The organism is Marinobacter iranensis (assembly GCF_029207565.1).
Classification (GTDB): Bacteria; Pseudomonadota; Gammaproteobacteria; order Pseudomonadales; family Oleiphilaceae; genus Marinobacter; species Marinobacter iranensis.
Genome location: NZ_JANCMW010000013.1, coordinates 56,482 through 75,032, shown reverse-complemented (window position 1 = coordinate 75,032; position 18,551 = coordinate 56,482). Strand labels below are relative to the sequence as shown.

Annotated in this window: 20 protein-coding genes; 7 read left to right on the top strand and 13 right to left on the bottom strand. The window is 59.2% G+C overall.

What is annotated here, in order from left to right; translation table 11 throughout:
• Positions 1-16: 16 nt before the first annotated feature.
• Together NLU14_RS17780 and NLU14_RS17775 are read right to left on the bottom strand one after the other, a co-directional pair.
• Positions 17-631 (bottom strand): TetR/AcrR family transcriptional regulator, encoded by a 615-nt coding sequence (locus NLU14_RS17780; RefSeq protein ID WP_275709064.1) that lies wholly within the window; start codon positions 629-631, stop codon positions 17-19.
• 10 nt (positions 632-641) lie between these two features.
• Positions 642-1,070 carry a PaaI family thioesterase gene (locus NLU14_RS17775; protein WP_275709062.1) on the bottom strand — a complete coding sequence of 143 codons (429 nt, stop codon included), beginning with the start codon at positions 1,068-1,070 and terminating at the stop codon, positions 642-644.
• 108 nt (positions 1,071-1,178) lie between these two features.
• Here NLU14_RS17775 and NLU14_RS17770 point away from each other — a divergent pair, with 108 nt between their 5' ends.
• On the top strand, positions 1,179-2,912 hold the full coding sequence (locus NLU14_RS17770) for a proline--tRNA ligase (protein WP_275709060.1): 1,734 nt from the start codon (positions 1,179-1,181) through the stop codon (positions 2,910-2,912).
• 51 nt (positions 2,913-2,963) lie between these two features.
• Here the strand turns inward: NLU14_RS17770 and murB are convergent, their stop codons facing one another.
• The 9 genes from murB to NLU14_RS17725 all read right to left on the bottom strand — a co-directional run bounded on the left by murB (position 2,964) and on the right by NLU14_RS17725 (position 11,820).
• The gene (gene murB / locus NLU14_RS17765) at positions 2,964-3,998 is read right to left on the bottom strand and encodes a UDP-N-acetylmuramate dehydrogenase (protein ID WP_275709058.1); all 1,035 of its coding nucleotides are present in this window, start codon (positions 3,996-3,998) and stop codon (positions 2,964-2,966) included.
• Positions 3,995-4,474, bottom strand: a complete 480-nt coding sequence (locus NLU14_RS17760; protein WP_275709056.1) for a low molecular weight protein-tyrosine-phosphatase — start codon at positions 4,472-4,474, stop codon at positions 3,995-3,997. The genes murB and NLU14_RS17760 overlap by 4 nt, the downstream gene beginning before the upstream one ends.
• On the bottom strand, positions 4,471-5,271 hold the full coding sequence (gene kdsB, locus NLU14_RS17755; RefSeq protein WP_275709054.1) for a 3-deoxy-manno-octulosonate cytidylyltransferase: 801 nt from the start codon (positions 5,269-5,271) through the stop codon (positions 4,471-4,473). The genes NLU14_RS17760 and kdsB overlap by 4 nt, the downstream gene beginning before the upstream one ends.
• 12 nt (positions 5,272-5,283) lie before the next feature.
• The gene (locus NLU14_RS17750; protein WP_275709051.1) at positions 5,284-5,472 is read right to left on the bottom strand and encodes a Trm112 family protein; all 189 of its coding nucleotides are present in this window, start codon (positions 5,470-5,472) and stop codon (positions 5,284-5,286) included.
• Complete coding sequence (gene lpxK, locus NLU14_RS17745; protein WP_275709049.1) at positions 5,465-6,493, bottom strand: tetraacyldisaccharide 4'-kinase; 1,029 nt, start codon at positions 6,491-6,493, stop codon at positions 5,465-5,467. Before lpxK ends, NLU14_RS17750 begins: the two co-directional genes overlap by 8 nt.
• Positions 6,490-8,265: a lipid A export permease/ATP-binding protein MsbA gene (msbA, locus tag NLU14_RS17740; RefSeq protein ID WP_275709047.1), complete on the bottom strand. Its 1,776-nt coding sequence runs from the start codon at positions 8,263-8,265 to the stop codon at positions 6,490-6,492. The genes lpxK and msbA overlap by 4 nt, the downstream gene beginning before the upstream one ends.
• Positions 8,262-8,684 carry an ExbD/TolR family protein gene (locus NLU14_RS17735; protein WP_275709044.1) on the bottom strand — a complete coding sequence of 141 codons (423 nt, stop codon included), beginning with the start codon at positions 8,682-8,684 and terminating at the stop codon, positions 8,262-8,264. Before NLU14_RS17735 ends, msbA begins: the two co-directional genes overlap by 4 nt.
• Before the next feature lie 5 nt (positions 8,685-8,689).
• On the bottom strand, positions 8,690-9,316 hold the full coding sequence (locus NLU14_RS17730; protein ID WP_275709041.1) for a MotA/TolQ/ExbB proton channel family protein: 627 nt from the start codon (positions 9,314-9,316) through the stop codon (positions 8,690-8,692).
• 107 nt (positions 9,317-9,423) lie between these two features.
• Positions 9,424-11,820, bottom strand: a complete 2,397-nt coding sequence (locus tag NLU14_RS17725) for a DNA internalization-related competence protein ComEC/Rec2 (protein ID WP_275709039.1) — start codon at positions 11,818-11,820, stop codon at positions 9,424-9,426.
• A gap of 80 nt (positions 11,821-11,900) precedes the next feature.
• Between NLU14_RS17725 and NLU14_RS17720 the strand changes: the two genes are divergently transcribed.
• Entirely contained in the window at positions 11,901-12,473 is a 573-nt protein-coding gene (locus NLU14_RS17720) for a DUF2062 domain-containing protein (protein ID WP_275709037.1), read from the top strand.
• On the opposite strand, the gene NLU14_RS17715 is transcribed toward NLU14_RS17720, so the two are convergent.
• Together NLU14_RS17715 and NLU14_RS17710 are read right to left on the bottom strand one after the other, a co-directional pair.
• Positions 12,461-13,171 (bottom strand): ABC transporter ATP-binding protein, encoded by a 711-nt coding sequence (locus tag NLU14_RS17715; protein WP_275709035.1) that lies wholly within the window; start codon positions 13,169-13,171, stop codon positions 12,461-12,463. The two genes, NLU14_RS17720 and NLU14_RS17715, sit on opposite strands and share 13 nt — an antisense overlap.
• Positions 13,164-14,405 carry a lipoprotein-releasing ABC transporter permease subunit gene (locus NLU14_RS17710; RefSeq protein ID WP_275709033.1) on the bottom strand — a complete coding sequence of 414 codons (1,242 nt, stop codon included), beginning with the start codon at positions 14,403-14,405 and terminating at the stop codon, positions 13,164-13,166. Before NLU14_RS17710 ends, NLU14_RS17715 begins: the two co-directional genes overlap by 8 nt.
• A 114-nt stretch (positions 14,406-14,519) precedes the next feature.
• Here NLU14_RS17710 and NLU14_RS17705 point away from each other — a divergent pair, with 114 nt between their 5' ends.
• From NLU14_RS17705 to NLU14_RS17685, 5 genes are all read left to right on the top strand, one after another.
• Positions 14,520-15,107 carry a PilZ domain-containing protein gene (locus NLU14_RS17705; RefSeq protein WP_275709031.1) on the top strand — a complete coding sequence of 196 codons (588 nt, stop codon included), beginning with the start codon at positions 14,520-14,522 and terminating at the stop codon, positions 15,105-15,107.
• 147 nt (positions 15,108-15,254) lie between these two features.
• Complete coding sequence (locus NLU14_RS17700) at positions 15,255-15,563, top strand: hypothetical protein (RefSeq protein ID WP_275709000.1); 309 nt, start codon at positions 15,255-15,257, stop codon at positions 15,561-15,563.
• A 92-nt stretch (positions 15,564-15,655) separates the two neighbouring features.
• Positions 15,656-16,690, top strand: a complete 1,035-nt coding sequence (locus tag NLU14_RS17695; RefSeq protein ID WP_275709246.1) for an agmatine deiminase family protein — start codon at positions 15,656-15,658, stop codon at positions 16,688-16,690.
• Positions 16,687-17,610 (top strand): carbon-nitrogen hydrolase, encoded by a 924-nt coding sequence (locus NLU14_RS17690; RefSeq protein WP_275708998.1) that lies wholly within the window; start codon positions 16,687-16,689, stop codon positions 17,608-17,610. Before NLU14_RS17695 ends, NLU14_RS17690 begins: the two co-directional genes overlap by 4 nt.
• 7 nt (positions 17,611-17,617) lie before the next feature.
• A complete protein-coding gene (locus NLU14_RS17685; protein WP_275708996.1) occupies positions 17,618-18,529 on the top strand; it encodes an AAA family ATPase in 912 nt (303 codons plus the stop codon).
• Positions 18,530-18,551: the final 22 nt, after the last annotated feature.

Below are 18,551 nucleotides of genomic sequence, written 5' to 3'. Positions count from 1 at the left end.
GAATTGCCCTGAACCTTTACCGAACGAGCTCGGCAAGATAGGCCCGGGCCATGCACTTGAGTTCACTGACCATTGAGCGCGCCTGGTCCTCAGGCAAGGTCGCTGCCAGCCTGAGAACGGTCCCGGCGGAGCGGGGCAACATCAAGCTCGCCGTCCAGCGACGGTCTTGCGGAATGCCGGGGCAGACCTCCTTCAGACGGTTGTCCAGGTCCCGGGCATGGCTATATAGCTCGCGGATATCCAGGTCGCGCAACTCAGGCATGGACTCGACACCACTCCAGATGGCGGAGTAAGCCGGCTCGGTTCGGTAGAACTCATAGAACAGGTCGATCAGCACATCTACAGCGTCCACCAGTTCCAGGGTTTCAAGCCGTTCCCGCAAAGCCGTTTCCATGCGTTCAACGTGTCCCTCGGCAATGGCTTTTACGATGGCAGCCTTGTTCGGGAAGTAACGGTAGAGTGACGCGAGTGACATGCCCGACTGGCGGGCAATGGCGGACATACTGGTGGCGTCGACACCTACCTCGTGAAAGATCGCCGCCGCATGGCTGAGAATGTTGTTGACCCGCTCCCGGCTTCTCGCCTGTACCGGCTGCCGTCGGGGTGTAACGTTTACGGTTTCTTCGGTCATATCCCCTGCTTCAGTCGCGGTTATACGGTAAAGCATAGCTGCCAGTCACATGGGCGACCAGTTTCTGCTCATCCCCTCGCCCGGACAACAACCGGACTTCGCAAAAGGCAATCCGCCGCCCCATCCGCAGCACCATGGCCTCGCCAAACAGGTCGTCCGGCGCCGGCTTCTGCAGGAAGTTTATGGAGAGATTGCTGGTTACCGCCATCTCCACCTGCCCGATGGCCGCCATCACCGCCGCGTACATCGAAGCGTCCGCCAGTGCCATCTGAACGGGCCCTGAAAGCGTACCGCCGGGGCGGATCAGGCGCTCCGAGAAAACCAGTCGGGTGCGGGCAAATCCTTCCTCCCGCGCCTCATCGACAGTAAACCCGATATCCTCGGCCATGGGCACACCCGCCCTTATAACGGCCTCGACTTCGGCTGCGGTCAGTGTCATTCGCTACGCTCCTTATGTCCATCTGTACCTTGTGGTAATCGCTCCGTACAATAGCGGGCACTATAGGATAAATAAAGAACCCTTTCTCAACCGCTTACGGATATCACAATGCGAGCAAGCCGTTACCTGATTGCCACCCAGAAAGAAACGCCTGCAGACGCCGAGATCATCAGCCATCAGATGATGCTCCGGGCAGGGATGATCCGAAAACTCGCCTCCGGCCTGTACTCCTGGTTGCCAATGGGGCTGAGGGTACTTCGCAAGGTTGAGCGTATCGTGCGGGAGGAAATGGACAAGAGTGGCGCCCAGGAAGTGCTGATGCCCGCCGTACAGCCGGCGGAGCTGTGGCAGGAATCCGGCCGCTGGGAGCAGTACGGCGGTGAACTGTTGCGGATGAACGACCGCCATGGCCGGAATTTCTGCTTCGGCCCGACCCACGAAGAGGTGATCACCGACCTGATCCGCAACGAGCTCAAAAGCTACAAGGAACTGCCGGCGAATTTCTACCAGATCCAGACCAAATTCCGCGATGAGCGGCGCCCCCGTTTCGGCGTGATGCGCGCCCGGGAATTCATTATGAAGGACGCCTACTCCTTCCACGTGAATGCCGAGTCACTGAACGACACCTATCACGTCATGCACCGCACCTACTGCGCCATATTTGATCGCCTGGGCCTGGACTACCGCGCGGTTGAAGCGGACTCCGGTGCCATTGGCGGAAGCGCCTCCCATGAGTTCCACGTGCTGGCCTCTTCCGGCGAAGATGCCATTGTATTCAGCACCGGCAGTGACTACGCGGCCAACATCGAAAAGGCCGAAGCCGTGGCCCCCTCCGGTGACCGGCCAGCGCCCTCCCAGGAACTGAAGGAAGTGGCCACCCCGGAGCAGCGAACCATAGAGGCCCTCGCCCGCTTCCTGAACGTGGATGCCAGCACCACCCTCAAGACCCTGCTGGTCAAGGCCGAAGAAGACGAGGACGGCAACAGTGGCCTGGTCGCGCTGATTCTGCGGGGGGACCACACCCTCAACGAAATCAAGGCCGAAAACCTGCCCGGCGTGGCCGAACCGCTGACCATGGCCACGGACGAGGAAATCGAAAAGCTCATTGGCTGCAAGGCCGGCTCCATCGGTCCTGTGAACCTTCCTGCGCCGGTTATCGTTGATCGCAGCGCCGCGCACCTGGCGGACTTTGTCTGTGGCGCCAACAAGGAGGGCTACCACCTGACTGGCGTAAACTGGGAACGGGATGTGCCCCTGGGCCGGGTTGAAGACCTGCGAAATGTGCTGGAAGGCGACCCCAGCCCTGACGGGAAAGGCACCCTGGAAATTCGTCGCGGCATTGAAGTCGGGCATATTTTCAAGCTAGGCAACAAATACAGCAAGGCCATGAACGCGACCGTACTGGATGAAAACGGCAAAAGCGCCACTCTGGAAATGGGCTGCTATGGTGTTGGTGTTTCCCGGATTGTGGCCTCCTCCATTGAGCAGAACCACGACGACAAGGGCATCATATGGCCGGAACCCATTGCGCCGTTTGAAGTCGCCATCGTGACACTTAACGCCCACAAATCACCGGCGGTGATGGAAGCGGGCGAAAAGCTCTACGAGCAGCTTCGCCAGGCTGGCTTCGATGTGCTGCTGGATGACCGAAATGAACGCCCGGGTGTGAAGTTCGCGGATATGGAGCTGATTGGCATTCCACACCGGTTCGTGGTGTCTGAACGCGGCCTGACAGCGGAAACCCTGGAATATAAGGGCCGCCGGGATGCCGATAAACAGGATATCCCGCTGGCAGAGGCACTGCCCTTCCTGATCAGCGCTTCTCCCCGCAACGGGCTCTGAGGCAACGGCCAAAAAGTAGGGGGTGATGGAGAACGATTGCGCAAGCCTTCGCTACTGGCTTGCGCCAATCACTCCCGGCTCCATTTCCAGAACGATGCCAAAACGCGCCTCGACGTCATCGCGTATCCGGTCCGCCAGTGCCAGCACGTCCTGGCCACTGCCGTTGGAATGGTTCACCAGCACCAATGCCTGCCGGTTGTGAACGCCCACCTTGCCATTGCGATACCCTTTCCAGCCACACTGGTCGATCAACCAGGCCGCCGCCACCTTGGCACTGTCATCACCGGGGTAGCCGGCAATGTCGGGATAACGCTGTTTCAGTGATTCCCAGGTTGCCAATGGCACAACCGGATTCTTGAAAAAACTGCCGGCATTGGGCAGCTGTTGCGGATCGGGCAACTTGCGGCGGCGTACCGCCATCACGGCGTTGGCGACAGCAAGTGGGTTCAGGCTTCGCATATCCTGGCCGGCAAAATAGTCGGCAAGATCACGGTAATCCAATGAGAATGGCCGGGTACGGGACAAGCGCAGCCGGACGGTGGTTATCACATAGCGCCCCGGTTCCTGCTTGAATACGCTGTCGCGGTAGCTGAAATGGCACAGGCTGTTGGTGAGTACGACTTCATTGCCGGTCTGCCGGTCCAGGGCGCTGACTTCCACCAGGGTATCCTGAAGCTCAGTGCCGTAGGCGCCGATATTCTGCACCGGTGCCGCACCCACGGTACCTGGGATCAGCGCCAGGTTTTCGATACCCCGGTAGCCGGACGAGGCTGCATACAAAACGCTTTCATGCCAGTTTTCACCAGCTCCGAGCACCAGCGTGGCCTCATCGCCGTCGACCTGTTCCCAGCAGCGGCGGGCAATCGCCACGCGGATCACCAGCCCCGGAAAATCACCGGCAAACACCAGATTACTGCCGCCCCCCAGGATAAGGGGTTCAACAGACGCCTCAGATGCCCAGCCCAGGGCCCACCGAAGCGCCCCCACGGAACGCACGGACACAAAATACCTCGCCCTGGCATCAATACCGAGGCTGTTCATAGTGCCAAGGGACACGTTTTTCCTGATATCCCCGGGACTAATCAAACCAATCGCTCCCGGATAGTTTCCAGGAGGTTTTCGCTGGCTTCGTTGATCAGGTCGAGTACATGCTCGAAGCCCTGATCGCCACCGTAGTAGGGGTCCGGAACCTCATCATGGCCGGAGCTGCCAAACCCCAGAAACAGGGCCGGTTCGGTACCGCCGTTCTGGCGCCAGACATCGCGCACGTCCGCCAGGTTCTGTCGGTCCATCACCAGCACGTAGTCGAACCTGTCCAGGTCTTCACTGCTGAACTGACGGGCCCGGAGATCACTAATATCGATCCCGTGTTTGCGGGCCGCCTCGATTGCCCGGCTATCCGGAGTCTTACCCACGTGCCAGTGCCCGGTACCGCAGGAATCAATGGTAATTCGATCTTCAAGCCCGGCCTGCCGAACCACCTGACGGAAAACACCCTCGGCACTGGGCGAGCGACAGATGTTGCCGAGACAGACGAAAAGTACCCTAACCGGCGCAGTCATGGGTTTCCGCCCTCCTTTTGCTTTTTTGCCATCGTTTGCCGTAGGCGCTCAAGATCCTCTTCGGTATCAACACCAGCCGGCGGTACCCTGCAGGCTTCTTCCACATGAATTCGGGCACCGTTATACAGCGCCCTTAACTGTTCGAGGGATTCCGTCATTTCAGTGGGTGCGGGCGGCCAGGTAACGAAGTCCCGCAGGAGACTGACGCGGTAACCGTAGATGCCAATATGACGGTAGTAACTCACGCCAGCCGGTAGCAACCGCCCGGATACTGTTGTACCTGCCACGGCCTGCCAGGCATCCCTTGCCCAGGGGATGGGTGCACGGCTGAAGTAATGGGCAATGCCACGGTGGTCAAAAACCACTTTCACGACATTCGGGTTAAACACGCTGACGGGATCCGAGATCTGTTCGCAGAGCGTGGCGATAGCGGCGTCAGGGTGGGCTTCCAGGTTTGCCGCCACCTGGTCAATCAATTCCGGTGGTATCAGGGGCTCATCACCCTGGACGTTGACCACCCGCTCGTCCGGCCCAAAGCCCAGCTTCCGGGCCACCTCTTCAAGGCGGTCGGTACCACTGGCGTGATCGGCAGAGGTCATAACTACTTCCGCGCCAAAGGCCCGGCAAGCCGCTTCGATACGAGGATCATCCGTGGCGATAACCACCCGGCCAGCCTGGCTTTCACAAGCCCGTTCGTAGACGTGCTCTACCATGGGCTTACCGGCAATGTCCGCCAGCGGCTTGCCCGGCAACCGGGTGGAAGCGTAGCGTGCCGGGATGACAACGGTGTAGGTCATACAGGCTTCCTGTCAGCGTTTGTAGAGTCGCTCGTCGGTCGTCAGGGTTCGAGCCTCAGTGGCGAGCATGACCGGTATCCCCTCACGGATCGGAAATGCCATTGCATCCTGGTAGCAGATGAGTTCGGTCTTGGCCTCGTTGAGTTTCAGATCCCCTTTGCAGACGGGGCACGCCAGCAGGGCCATCAATTTTTTATCCATGGTGCGATCTCACAGTGTCATTGGTATCCAGCGATTTACCGCAGTTGTTGACGCAGGCCAGGAATGCCTCGGTGAACGGCCCGGGAAGGCTGGCCGTCACCGTCAGAACCCAGGCGTTATCCGGAGCGATATCCTGACATTTGACTGCATCCTTGGCCGTCATTACCAGCCACTCCCCTTCCTCCGAGTGAAGGTCGGCGGACGTAAAGCGGTGATGATCGGGCAAGGCAGCGGGCCTGACCTGCGCCCCCAGCGCCGTTAGTGTATCGAAAAACCGGCCAGGGTTGCCGATGCCCGCCACGGCCCTGACCCGACGGCCACGCAGGCGATCCGGGGAGAGTGTTTCCCCGGTAACGAGGTTGCGTAGCTCCGTTGGTGCCAGGGTCATGGCGAACTGACGCTCGTGCTCAAGCTCTTCCAGCAGGCCACCATTGGTTATCACAAAATCTACGGACTCCAGCCGGTCCAGCGGCTCGCGCAGCGGGCCGACGGGAATCAGGGCGCCGTTACCAAAGCCACGGGCAACATCGAAAACGGCCAGTTCAATATCCCGGGGCAACCGGTAGTGCTGGAGCCCGTCATCACACACGATTATGTTACCCAGCTGCTGGTCCAGCGACCAGAGGGCGCCCCGTTTGCGGTCCGGGTCCACCACAACCGGGCAACCGGATTGCGCCGCCAGCATCACGGGCTCGTCGCCGGCAATATCGGCGTCAGTGTCGGGGGTCACCAGCAACGGGTAGTGATCAGACTTACCGCCATAACCCCGGCTGAGGATCACCGGCTGCCAGCCATGCTCTCGGAGCAGGCTGGTAAGGGCCGCTGTCAGGGGGGATTTTCCGGTGCCGCCCGCGGTGATGTTCCCCACCACCACGATGGGAACAGGAATGGTTTCGTTCATGGCCTGCCAGGCCCGGCGGCGACGGTTTTCTGCAATGGTGCGGTAGAGCCAGACCAGCGGATACAACGGCCACAGGGGGCGTTTACCGCTGTACCATAACCGTTCCACCAGCGTGGTCATGCCTGCTCGCTGAACTGCATCTGGTGAAGCTGGGCGTAGGCGCCTCCCTGGGCCAACAGCTCATCGTGCCGACCGGACTCGACGATTCTTCCGCCGTCCATCACCAGGATGCGATCCGCCTTTTCAATGGTGGACAACCGGTGAGCAATAACCAGCGTCGTCCGGCCACGCATAACGGTTTCCAGTGCATCCTGTATGTGCCGCTCGGATTCGGTATCCAGGGCGGAGGTAGCCTCGTCCAGGATCAGCACCGGTGCATTCTTCAGCAGGGCCCTGGCAATGGCCAGCCGCTGGCGCTGGCCGCCGGAAAGCATCACACCGTTGTCGCCGATCATGGTATCCAGACCCTCCGGCATTCGGTCGATGAACTCCAGGGCGTGAGCCTTGGCGGCCGCGTCCTTGATCTGTTCACGGCTGCAGTGTCGGAGGGCGCCATAAGCGATATTGGCGGCAATGGTGTCATTGAACAACACCACGTTCTGCGTCACCAGCGCGATCTGCGCCCGCAAGGCCTCCAGGCTGAACTCTTTCAGGGAATGATCATCCAGCCGTATATCTCCGCCGGTGTATTCGTAGAATCGCGGCAGCAGGCTGACCAGCGTGGACTTGCCACTCCCTGATCGCCCCACCAGCGCCACACTCTGGCCAGCAGGTATGGTCAGGGATATATCCTTGAGCACATCCTCCAACTGATCGCGGTAGCGGAAAGATACGTTGTCAAACTCGATGTTGCCATTAACCCTCTCAGGAGCATAAGTGCCCGGGTCATGTTCCGGTTCCTCGTCCATGGTTCCGAAAACATCGTGTGCCGCGGCTACGCCGCGCTGGATCTTGGCATGCACGGAGGTCACCTGGCGAATGGGCTTGGCCATGGTGGTTGCCGCGGTAATAAAGGCCACCAGTTGACCCGTGCTCATTTCACCGCGAATTTCGGGAGCAAGCATGGTCCACACCAGTGCGGCTATGGCAATGGCCACCAGCACCTGGATAACCGGAATGCTGATGGCCTGGGTGGAGGCCATTTTCAGGCTTTGCTCCAGATTTTTCTCGCTTACCTTACGGAAACGATCCCGCTCATAATGCTCGCCACCAAAAGTGCGAACCACCCTGTAACCACTGATGGACTCGGAAGCCGCATGGGTAATATCTCCCATGGAGCTCTGGATTCGCTTACTGATCTTGCGAAACCGCTTACTGGCATAGCTGACCACAAGAGCAATCAAAGGCCCCACTGCCATGAACACCAATGTCAGCTTCCAGTTGGTATAGATCATGAAGCCAAGCAGGCCGAGGATGGTAAGGCCTTCCCTCAGGGTGATGGTGACGGCGTTGGTGGTAGCTTCCGCCACCTGCTCCACGTTAAACGTCAGCTTTGAAACGAGCCGGCCGGAGGCATTGTTGTCAAAATAACGCGAAGGCAGGCTGAGTAGCCGGTCAAAGACCTGCTGCCGCAGGGCGTTGATAACCTGTCGCCCCACATAACTAATAAAGTACTGGCTCATGAAGGTGCCCACGCCGCGAAAGGCGAACACACCCACAATGAGCAGTGTCAGTTGGATGCGGTTCTCATCAGTGGGATTTTCCAGGGCGGTAATGACGTATTCCATTGCCGCCGCCATACCCGTGGAGGCCGCCGCATAGATGATGTTACCGACCACGGCCAGTGAGAAGGCCAGCCAGAAGGGCTTCACGTACGCCAACAGGCGCTTGTAGGTTGCCCAGTTCGTTGCCCGTTGCGGAACCTGTTCCGCTGTTGACGTGGCCTCGCTCACGGCTCTTCAGCCTCTCGCTCGGTGGTGATGCTGAGCTTGGAAAATCCAAGACGTCCGGCAACATCCATGGCGCGTACCACGAACTCGTGGGGGGTACGGGCGTCGGCGGTGATGATGAACGGCAGCGAGGTGTCGTCTACCGCAAGCTCGCGAACGGCCCGCTCCAGGGTCTCCCGGCGGTTATTCACCAGTGTGCGGTCATTGAGGATGTACTGCCCTTCCGCGTTGATCACCACGTCAATCAGCTTAGCCTCGGAGTCCGACCGTTCACCATTGGCTTCCGGCAGTTCGATATTGAGATGGCTCTCACGGGTGAACGTGGTGGAAACCATAAAGAATATCAGCAACAGGAAGACCACATCGATCAGTGGCGTCAGGTCAACCCCGACTTCCTGACTTCTCTGGCGCTTGAACTTCACGGTGTTCAGGCTCCTTCCACGTCAATTTCGCGGTCGCCATGCACCACTTCAACCAGCTTGATGGCTTCCTGCTCCATGCCCACCACCAGTTCATCTACACGACGGATAAAATAGCGATGGCAGATCAGTGCCGGTATCGCCACACTGAGACCTGAGGCCGTGGTAATCAGCGCCTCGGAGATACCACCGGCCAGATTGCCGGCGTCACCCACTCCGGCAAGCTGGATCTCGGCAAACACCTTGATCATGCCAATGACCGTTCCGAGCAGGCCCAGTAGCGGTGTAATGGTCGCAACCGTACCCAGCGGGTTCAGGAAGCGTTCCAATTCGTGGATAACCTGGCTGGCTTCGTGCTCAATACTTTCCTTCATGATCTCGCGACCATGCTTGGCGTTCATCAGCCCGCCCGCAAGGATCCGACCAAGGGGAGACGACGCTTGCAATGCCTTTAGTTTACGGCTGTTGAGCTCCTTTTTCTTGATCCAGCGCCAGAGTTCATTAATGGTGTGCTGGGGCGTCACCCTGGATGGCCTGAGCGTCCAGAAACGCTCAAGAATGATGGCAAGGGCAAGAATTGAACAGGCAAGAATTGGCACCATGAGGATGCCACCGGCTTTCAAAAGCTCGAACACGCTTGGTCTCCCTGATTGTTAACAAGCCGCGCTACTTTAGCATAGCTGCCGGTGTAGGCCACACCCGCAATGTCACGGTTTTTTACAGGCGGCTCGATGAGCCCCCTTCAACGGTTTTCGGGTTTACGAATCCAGAATGGGGCCCTTGCCCTGGCCAGCGTTGTTATCACACTGCCCGATCCCAGTTCCAGCCTGATGGCACCCGAAGTGGCGGTGTTCATTACATCACCGCCAACGGACAGATAACGTTCGACCACCTCGGGATGAGGATGCCCGAAGCGGTGGCGATAGCCGGCACTGAAGATTGCAAGATCGGGCGCCATCCGCCTGACCCAGGTTTCCGACGAAGACGTCTTGCTGCCATGGTGAGGCGCCAGCACAACCCGGTAACGATCCCCGGACTTCCCTTCACGGCTGTTTTCAGCGATAAATGCCTTTTCCACCCGGCGAGTAATATCGCCGGGCAGCACTATCTCCACGGGCGGGTTCGTCGAAAAAATTGTCAGGACACAGGATGCGTCGTTACCCTCCGCTTCGCCCGAGCTGCTCCAAAAATTCAGTTCCAACTCTCCCATCTCAACGAAAACCTGCCCGGAACAGGCCTCTGTATCTACACCTGCTGGCAGCTTGCCAGCCAGCCTTCCGGGCTCACCCGTAATCACCCGCCCCACATCAAAACTCTCGAAGAGCAACGGCAGACCGCCAGCATGATCGCCGTCTCCATGGCTGATCACCAGGGTGTCAATACGACGGACACCCAGGGCCCGCAGATTGGGAAGCAACACCGACTCCACCGAAGAATAGACGCCTTCCAGGGCTGGCCCCGTGTCGTACACCAGCACACGATCCTGCTCACGAAGCATCACCGAAAGCCCCTGACCAACATCCCACACCCTGAGTTCGGGGTACGCCACCGGAGCGTTTTGCTGGCCCTCCGCGCCAGCCCGGAACAGTATGGCGGCTATCCCGAGGGTAACCACGCCCACGCTCGCTTTCCGATAGCCGCCGAACGGCACCAGCAGGGCCACCAGAACCACTACGGAAAACGCAACGATCGTAAGCGTTCCCGGCGCCGGCATAATAAACTCAAGATCAGCCAGCCATGAGAGCCCCCGCCAAAGCACACCGAATACAAGGTCCAGCACCCCGATCACCAGGGCATCCGCTGCAGGCACAAGAACCAGGAGTGCCGCGCCCACAACCAATAACGGCATAACCACCAATGAAACCCACGGTATAGCAAACAGGTTGGCCGCCAGCCCTACTACCGGCTGGGCCTGGCCAAGGGTGGACAGAATCGGCCAGAGCCCGGCAAACACTGCCAACTGAGCAAGCAAAAGCCCTCGAAACCAGCCTTCCTGACCAAGCCGTAGGCCGAAAAGCAACACCAGCACCGACACAGCGCCAAACGACAGCCAGAACCCCTGGTCGAGTGGCGAAAACGGATCGCTTAACAGCACCAGGACCAACGCTATCAAAAACCCGGTAAAAGTACCGGTTTTCCGGGCCCCGAGGAGAACCCAGCCAGCAATGACAACCATGATCAGCGCCCGTCGCGTTGGCACCGAGAAACCCGCTACAAGGGCATAGCCAAGGCTAGCAACAGTGACAGCCAGGAATACAATTCCACGGAGTTGCGCCGGCGACAGACGACGCTCGGGTAAGGTAAGCAGCAGCCGCCGGCAGATGAAGCCGGCACCAGCTGCAATCAGACCCAGGTGCAAGCCCGATATGGCAACCAGGTGGATGGTGCCGGTAGCTTTCAGTACACCCCAGTGTTCTGGCTGCATATAGCCGCGATATCCGATCATCAGGGAGATCATTAGCGGGAAATGCCGGGCTTCGGACAACCTCTGTGATGTTGCTTCAATCAGATCGCCGCGCCAGTGGTGATACTGGCAGCGGAGCGGGCAGCCAACACGCTCATCACGGGAAAGCTCGCGGATGGTACCGGTAGCGCCAAAACCCTTGCGATACAACCAGGATTCATAGCGGAACCCCTCAGGGTTCACGGCACCGTGGGGGCGTTTAAGGACGACGGTGAGTTTCAGCCTGTGGCCGGGCGTGGTGGTGACATCATCTCCGTACCAGGCAAGTCGCAGTTGGTGCGGTAGCTCATGTGGCGGATAGACTTCGGACACTCCTGCCGAATGCCATTGCTCCACGCAGAATCCGAAACGGACGCTACTGAAACTGCCTTCCGAGGGCACATCACAAAGATAACCGGACACCTCCAACTCACGACCTTCCAACGCCTCCGGAAGTACCGACTGCTGCCGGTTATCTGCCTGCCAACCCGCCCAGACCAGGCCCGCGATGACACCGGTCAGAAGGATGCCAACAACCCTCAGCCACCGCGAACTGGCGGTGAACGTGATGAAAACCGCGACGACCATCGCGCAAATCAGCCAGTGCAAAGGTGGTAAGACCGCAAGGCTATACAGTAAGATAACGCCGCAGGCGAAGCCGCCTAGGCCGACCCTGGCCATAAAACTTCCGGACAATCCTTGTCCTCCTGATAGTTGGTCATTTCCGGGAGCAGTCGTACCCCGGAACCATTGTCCTGAGCAGGCAGAACTTCCCAATGCCCAAGAAGTTCATGAAACGCTATTTACCATCGCCGGAAAGGGTGCGCGCTATCGAGTCGCTGCATTTCCTGGGCGATATCCTTCATGAGCCCAACCTTTGGCATATCAACCGGCACAGTGTTGCCCGGGCGTTCCTTGTGGGCATTTTCCTGGCCTTCATTCCGATGCCGTTCCAGATGGTTGCCGCCGCATTTTTTGCCATCTGGTTCAATGCCAACCTGCCACTTTCGGTGGTATTGGTCTGGATCAGCAATCCCGTGACCATGCCCCCCATGTTCTACTTCAATTACAAGATCGGTGCCTGGATACTCGACCGGCCGGTGCTGAACTTCGAGTTCCAGTTGTCCTGGTCGTGGCTCAGCGGCCGGCTACTGGACATCGGTATTCCCCTTTACCTGGGGTCATTGGTGATGGCAACCCTGTCGGCCTGCTTCGCCTACCTGGTCATTCAATACCTGTGGCGGCGCAAGGTCCGCTCCGACTGGCGGGAACGCCAGCTAGCACGAATCCGCCACCGCCGGCTCGCGAGGAAAGCAAAACGGCGCACCGACCCCCGTCAAAGCTCCTGAAATAACTCTCCCTGCTCCAGACGCAACACCCGGCCAAGGCTTCTGGCCATGGCCATGTCATGGGTGACCAGCACGAAGGCAATGCCGATCTGGTCCCTCAATGATTCGATCAGGTCCCGGACACTTTCCCCTGTCTGCTCGTCCAGGTTCCCCGTTGGCTCGTCCATCAACACACACTCAGGTTCGTTCACCAGGGCGCGGGCGATCGCCACACGCTGGCGTTCGCCCCCGGATAGCTCGCCTGGCTTATGGGTCAAGCGCGAGCCCAATCCAACCCGCTCCAGGATAGCCGTAGCCTTGTTCGAGGCCTGCCGGACGCCCAAGCCACCGAGTGCACAGGGCATCATCACGTTTTCCAGTGCCGAGAATTCTGGCAGCAGATGATGGAACTGGTAGACAAACCCCAGGTGGCGATTGCGGAACCGCGCACGCCCCGCCTCGTTCATACCGTGAATGTCCTGCCCGCAGATATCGATATGCCCGGAAGAAGGCTTGTCCAATCCACCGAGAAGGTTCAACAGTGTGGTTTTACCCGCGCCACTGCTACCAACAATACCAACGGATTCGCCAGCGGATACCTGCAGGGAAATATCCGAGAAGATGGTCAGCTTACCCGGCCCCTCATTGTATGTTCTGGTTACCTTGTCGCAGTTTATAACCAGTGATCTGTCATCGTTCATGGTTGCTGACTCATTCATATCGAAGGGCCTCCGCCGGGTCGACTCGGGATGCTCGCCACGCAGGATAGATCGTTGCCAACAGGCTCATGGCGAGGCCGGCCCCACTGATGATCCACACGTCCTGCCATTGCAGCTGTGACGGCAGATAACTGATGAAATACACGTCGGCGCTGAGGAACTGGTGACCCATAAAGGCTTCCAGCCAGGCAATAAATCCACTGATGTTATAGGCACCCAATATGCCCAGCGCAGTACCGACCAACGTACCTGTAATACCAATCACCGCGCCCTGAACAATAAAGATCCGCATGATTCGCGCGGGCGTCGCACCCATAGTCCGCAGGATGGCGATGTCGGCCGTCTTGTCGGTAACAACCATCACCAGGGTGGACACGATGTTGAATGCCGCGACCGCCACGATGAACATCAGCAGCAGCCCGATCATGGTCTTTTCCATGCGGATTGCCTGGAACAGATTGCCGTGGGTGCGGGTCCAGTCTGATATGTAGTGGCGGCCGCTTAGCTGTCGGGCGGCCTCTTCAGCCACCTTCGGCGCCTGGAACAGGTCATCCACCAGCAGGCGCACGCCTTCGGCCTTGCCATCTGTACGCATGAGTTTCGACGCATCATCCATATGGATCAGCGTATAGCTACCGTCCAGCTCGGCACCAACACTGAACACACCCTTGACGGTAAATCGCTTCAGCCGCGGTAGAACGCCGGCCGGGGTCACGGACGCCTCCGGCAACACCACCGTTACCCGGTCACCAATCTGTAACCGCAAACTGGCGGCCATCTGCTTGCCGATAATAATACCGAACTCGCCGGGCCGGAGATCTTCAAGCCCGCCCTCGATCATGTGATTCTCGATGATAGAAACACTTCGCTCCTGCTCAGGCAGGATACCGTTCAGCATCACACCCCTGACATCGCCGCCACCGGTGACCATGCCCTGCCCCTGGATGAAAGGCGCAGCGGCGATCACCGAAGGATGCTCCTCGACGGCTCGGTCGATCTCCTGCCAGTTGTCCAGGTCGGGGTTACCCTGGATGACGGCGTGAGGCACCATCCCCAGAATCCGCTGCTTGAGTTCACGGTCAAAGCCGTTCATAACAGACAGTACGATAATCAGCACCGCCACACCCAGCATCAGGCCGATCATGGACGTCAGTGAGATAAATGAAATGAAGTGATTGCGTCGTTTGGCCGCGGTGTACCGCAGACCGACATACAATGATAAGGGTCTGAACATTGGGAGGGGCCTGTCGCTGCCTTCTGGTCTGTCGAAAATCCTGCGGCAATACGGACCGGCAGGAAGCTGCTAAAATACTATCAGGAAACAATAATACCGCGTTCTGGAGCCCCGATGCCTGCGACGACACCCGACAATAACCCGGCAGATATCCCCTCTGACCGCAGGGATTTCTTTCGCATCAGTGACCATATCGGCCTGGAAATCCGAAAGCTCGACCCCGACGAAGCCGACCGGGACAATCCCTTTAACGGCAATCACCTGGAAAGCCTGCGCTCGGAGTTCAGGCGCCTCGACCAGGACGTCAGGGCCCACCTTGCCACTCTGGCGGAAAAGGACCGCCTGCTGACCTCTCTGATCAAGTCGCTCAACGGGAAGCTGGATACGCTGGCGCGCATTATGGCCTTTGAGCAAAATCCGTTGCAACCTGAGGACTGGCAGGATGTCACTCTCAGCGAGGGGGGCCTGTCGTTTCACAGCATGACCAACCGCTTCGCCACCGATGAATTGCTGGCCCTCAGGATGACCCTGCCGCCTGAGCTGTTCCAGCCCGTCGCTATTGCCAGGGTGATCGATGTTGCGCCCGACGAAAGCGGAGGCGGCGCGGTTCATACGGAGTTTATCGATATCCACGACAGTGACCGACAGCAAATTGCCCGCCATGTGATGCGGTGGCAAATCCGCCAACGGCAGAAAGAGTAAACTGTCCACAAATCACCGAATTCGGGCTGACTTTTGTTAGTCTTTGTTGGATATTACGTTTTATCAATGTCTGGCGAGTATCCTCGAAGGTACTTTCCAGACAACCCAGTTGAACCGGACCCAACGATCCCAGGGAGTAAGTCACTGATGAAAAACCGCACAATAAAAGCAGTCTGTGCCGCCGCAGCCATCACCGGTCTGGCAGTGATGCCGCTTACCACCGTGATGGCCGAGGAGGTTCGGGTTCCAGTGATGTCGCAGGCTGAACGCGGCGCCCAGGAAAACCTTCCACGCACCGGAATGAGCCAGTCCAGTGTCCGCAATGGCTGGGGCGATCCTGTGCAGATCTCCGGGCCGGTGGGTAACCCACCCATTTCCCAGTGGCACTACGCGGATTTTGTCGTGTATTTTGAAGGTGACCGGGTTATCCATTCGGTGCTGAAGCCCGGTCGCTAAAAAATCCTCCGTATGTCCTGACGCAACCCCGCCTGTTCGTTAGAATGACGGCTTTTGCATAAGGTGTTCGCAACTTGACTTCCAGACCTGTGATGCCCGCCGAGTGGGCACCCCAAAGTGCCGTAATGCTTACCTGGCCCCACCCCGGAACAGACTGGAGCGACGTCCTCGCTGACGTTGAGCCAGTGTTCCTGGAAATCGCAAAGGCGGTGCTTCGCTTCGAGCACGTGCTGCTCAGTTGTGAACACGTGGTCCGCTTGCAGGAACTTGAAAGGGAACTTAACCACTTTGCCCGGGAACAGGGGCTTCCCGGCCGCGTTGTCGCCGTGCCGGCTCCGGCCAACGACACCTGGGCACGGGATCACGGCCCCATCGCCGTTGCACGGGATGGTAGCCACGAATTGCTGGATTTCCGGTTCAATGCCTGGGGCGGGAAATTCCCCTGGGAAAAAGACAACGCCCTGAACAGCCATCTGTCGAATTTTGGCAGCTTTGGCAAAACCCCGCTGGTACCAGTGGATTTCGTGCTTGAAGGTGGTTCCATCGAGTCCGATGGCAAGGGTACGTTGCTGACCACCAGTGAATGCCTGCTAACACCTTCCCGCAATCCTGCCATGGACCGTGGAGGGATTGAGCACCTGCTGTCAGAGACACTTGGCGCGGAGCGTATCCTCTGGCTAAACCACGGTTACCTCGCCGGCGATGACACCGACAGCCACATCGACACCCTCGCGCGTTTCTGTGACCACGACCACATCTGCTATGTGGCCTGCCCGGATGTCGGCGACGAACATTACAGTGCCCTGGCCGCCATGGAAGAGGAGCTGCAGCAGTTTCACCAGGCTGATGGCCAGCCCTACCGCCTGACACCGCTGCCCTGGCCCGATGCCATTCATGATGATGACGGCGAGCGCCTGCCGGCGACCTACGCCAATTTCCTGATTATCAACGGCGCCGTGCTGGTGCCGGTTTATGGCGTGCCCCAGGATGACGAGGCACTTGCCACCCTCGGGGGCATTTTCCCCGATCGGGAGATCATTCCGGTAAACTGCCGCCCGCTGATCAGGCAGCATGGCAGCCTGCATTGCGTCACCATGCAGATACCCGCGGGAGTTGTTACAGCATGAGTCACCCCACCCCGTCCGGAGCGCTGGCGGTAGCCGCCATCCAGCAGCCGTGCAATGCCGACAAGAGCACCAGCCTGGCCACCAGCGAGCGGCTGGTGCGGCAAGCCGCTGCAGACGGCGCACAGTTGGTCATCCTGCAGGAGTTACACGCCACGCTCTATTTCTGCCAGACCGAAGATACCTCGGTGTTCGAACTGGCCGAACCGGTCCCGGGCCCCACCAGCGACCGGCTCTCTGCCCTGGCGGCGGAGCTCGGAGTTGTCCTGGTCGGATCGATTTTCGAACGGCGAATGAACGGCGTTTACCACAACACCGCCGTTGTGTTTGAGCGGGACGGAAGCATTGCCGGCCTCTACCGCAAGATGCATATCCCCGACGACCCGGGCTTCTACGAAAAATTCTATTTCACCCCCGGCGACACCAGCTTCAACGATGGCCGCAGTGGCTTCACCCCCATCGACACCTCGGTGGGCCGCCTGGGCGTGCTGGTATGCTGGGACCAGTGGTACCCCGAAGCCGCCCGCCTGATGGCCCTGGCCGGTGCGGAAGTGCTCATCTACCCCACCGCCATTGGTTGGGACGTCACCGACGATCCCGAAGAACAGGCGCGCCAACTGGACGCCTGGGTTACCGTCCAGCGCGGCCATGCCGTTGCCAACAACCTGCCCGTCATCGCCCCCAACCGCGTGGGCACCGAAGCGGACCCCTCCGGACAATCGGACGGTATCCGGTTCTGGGGCAACAGCTTTATTTGCGGCCCCCAGGGAGAGTTCCTGGCACGGGCCGACGATCATTCGGAAACCATTCTGGCCGCCACCATTAACCGCTCACGCAGTGAATCGATTCGGCGAATCTGGCCGTACTTCAGGGATCGACGCATCGACGCCTACGGTGACATTCTAAAGCGGGTAAGGGATTGAGCATTTCATGAAAAAACTGACGGATACGGTAATCCGTGAACTGAACAGCATACTGCTGGGCAAGGATCATCAGGTCCGCCTCTCACTCTGCGGCCTGCTGGCACGAGGCCACCTGCTGATCGAGGACATCCCGGGCATGGGTAAAACCACCCTGTCCCACGCCCTCGCCAAGGTCATGGGCCTGACCTACCAGCGTATCCAGTTCACCAACGACCTGTTGCCAGCAGATGTCCTTGGCTTCTCCATGTACGACAAGCAGGCTGGCAGCCTGGTGTTCCACCCCGGCCCGATATTCGCCCAGGTCGTGCTTGCAGACGAAATCAACCGCGCTTCCCCACGCACCCAGAGTGCGCTGCTGGAGGCTATGGAAGAACGGCAGGTATCCATTGAAGGCGAAACCCGGCCACTGCCTCACCCGTTTTTTGTGATCGCCACGCAAAATCCCATCGAACAGGGTGGCACCTACCCGCTACCGGAGTCCCAGCTTGACCGTTTCCTGATGAGAATCCGGCTTGGCTACCCTGACCCGCGAGCCGAGCGGGAACTGCTGGAGGGCGAAGACCGGCGGGTGATGACCGAGCGTCTGCCGTCACTGCTATCCGCAGAAGACCTGCAAACCCTCCAGGACGCCGTGAACCGCGTGGCCGCCAGCCCGGCATTGCTGGATTATGTACAGCGCCTGCTGGAACAGAGCCGCCGCATGCCGGGCCTGCTTTACGGCCTTTCACCCCGGGCGGGCCTGGGGCTGGTGCGAGCCGCAAGGGCCTGGGCCCTGATGGACGGCCGCCACCATGTGCTACCGGACGACATCCAGGCCGTCTTCCCGGCTGTTGCCGAACACCGACTGGAACAGGGGGAATCCGGGAAAAGCGCGGAACGGGTCAGGCAACTTCTGACCTCGGTTTCTGTCATTGGATAAATAGCAACACTTTATGGATGAA

Coding starts and splice junctions, on each gene's coding strand:
- NLU14_RS17780 (WP_275709064.1), bottom strand. CDS start 631: ATGACCGAAGAAACCGTAAACGTTACACCCCGACGGCAGCCGGTACAG.
- NLU14_RS17775 (WP_275709062.1), bottom strand. CDS start 1,070: ATGACACTGACCGCAGCCGAAGTCGAGGCCGTTATAAGGGCGGGTGTG.
- NLU14_RS17770 (WP_275709060.1), top strand. CDS start 1,179: ATGCGAGCAAGCCGTTACCTGATTGCCACCCAGAAAGAAACGCCTGCA.
- NLU14_RS17760 (WP_275709056.1), bottom strand. CDS start 4,474: ATGACTGCGCCGGTTAGGGTACTTTTCGTCTGTCTCGGCAACATCTGT.
- kdsB (WP_275709054.1), bottom strand. CDS start 5,271: ATGACCTACACCGTTGTCATCCCGGCACGCTACGCTTCCACCCGGTTG.
- NLU14_RS17750 (WP_275709051.1), bottom strand. CDS start 5,472: ATGGATAAAAAATTGATGGCCCTGCTGGCGTGCCCCGTCTGCAAAGGG.
- lpxK (WP_275709049.1), bottom strand. CDS start 6,493: ATGACCACGCTGGTGGAACGGTTATGGTACAGCGGTAAACGCCCCCTG.
- NLU14_RS17720 (WP_275709037.1), top strand. CDS start 11,901: ATGCCCAAGAAGTTCATGAAACGCTATTTACCATCGCCGGAAAGGGTG.
- NLU14_RS17715 (WP_275709035.1), bottom strand. CDS start 13,171: ATGAATGAGTCAGCAACCATGAACGATGACAGATCACTGGTTATAAAC.
- NLU14_RS17710 (WP_275709033.1), bottom strand. CDS start 14,405: ATGTTCAGACCCTTATCATTGTATGTCGGTCTGCGGTACACCGCGGCC.
- NLU14_RS17705 (WP_275709031.1), top strand. CDS start 14,520: ATGCCTGCGACGACACCCGACAATAACCCGGCAGATATCCCCTCTGAC.
- NLU14_RS17700 (WP_275709000.1), top strand. CDS start 15,255: ATGAAAAACCGCACAATAAAAGCAGTCTGTGCCGCCGCAGCCATCACC.
- NLU14_RS17695 (WP_275709246.1), top strand. CDS start 15,656: ATGCCCGCCGAGTGGGCACCCCAAAGTGCCGTAATGCTTACCTGGCCC.
- NLU14_RS17690 (WP_275708998.1), top strand. CDS start 16,687: ATGAGTCACCCCACCCCGTCCGGAGCGCTGGCGGTAGCCGCCATCCAG.
- NLU14_RS17685 (WP_275708996.1), top strand. CDS start 17,618: ATGAAAAAACTGACGGATACGGTAATCCGTGAACTGAACAGCATACTG.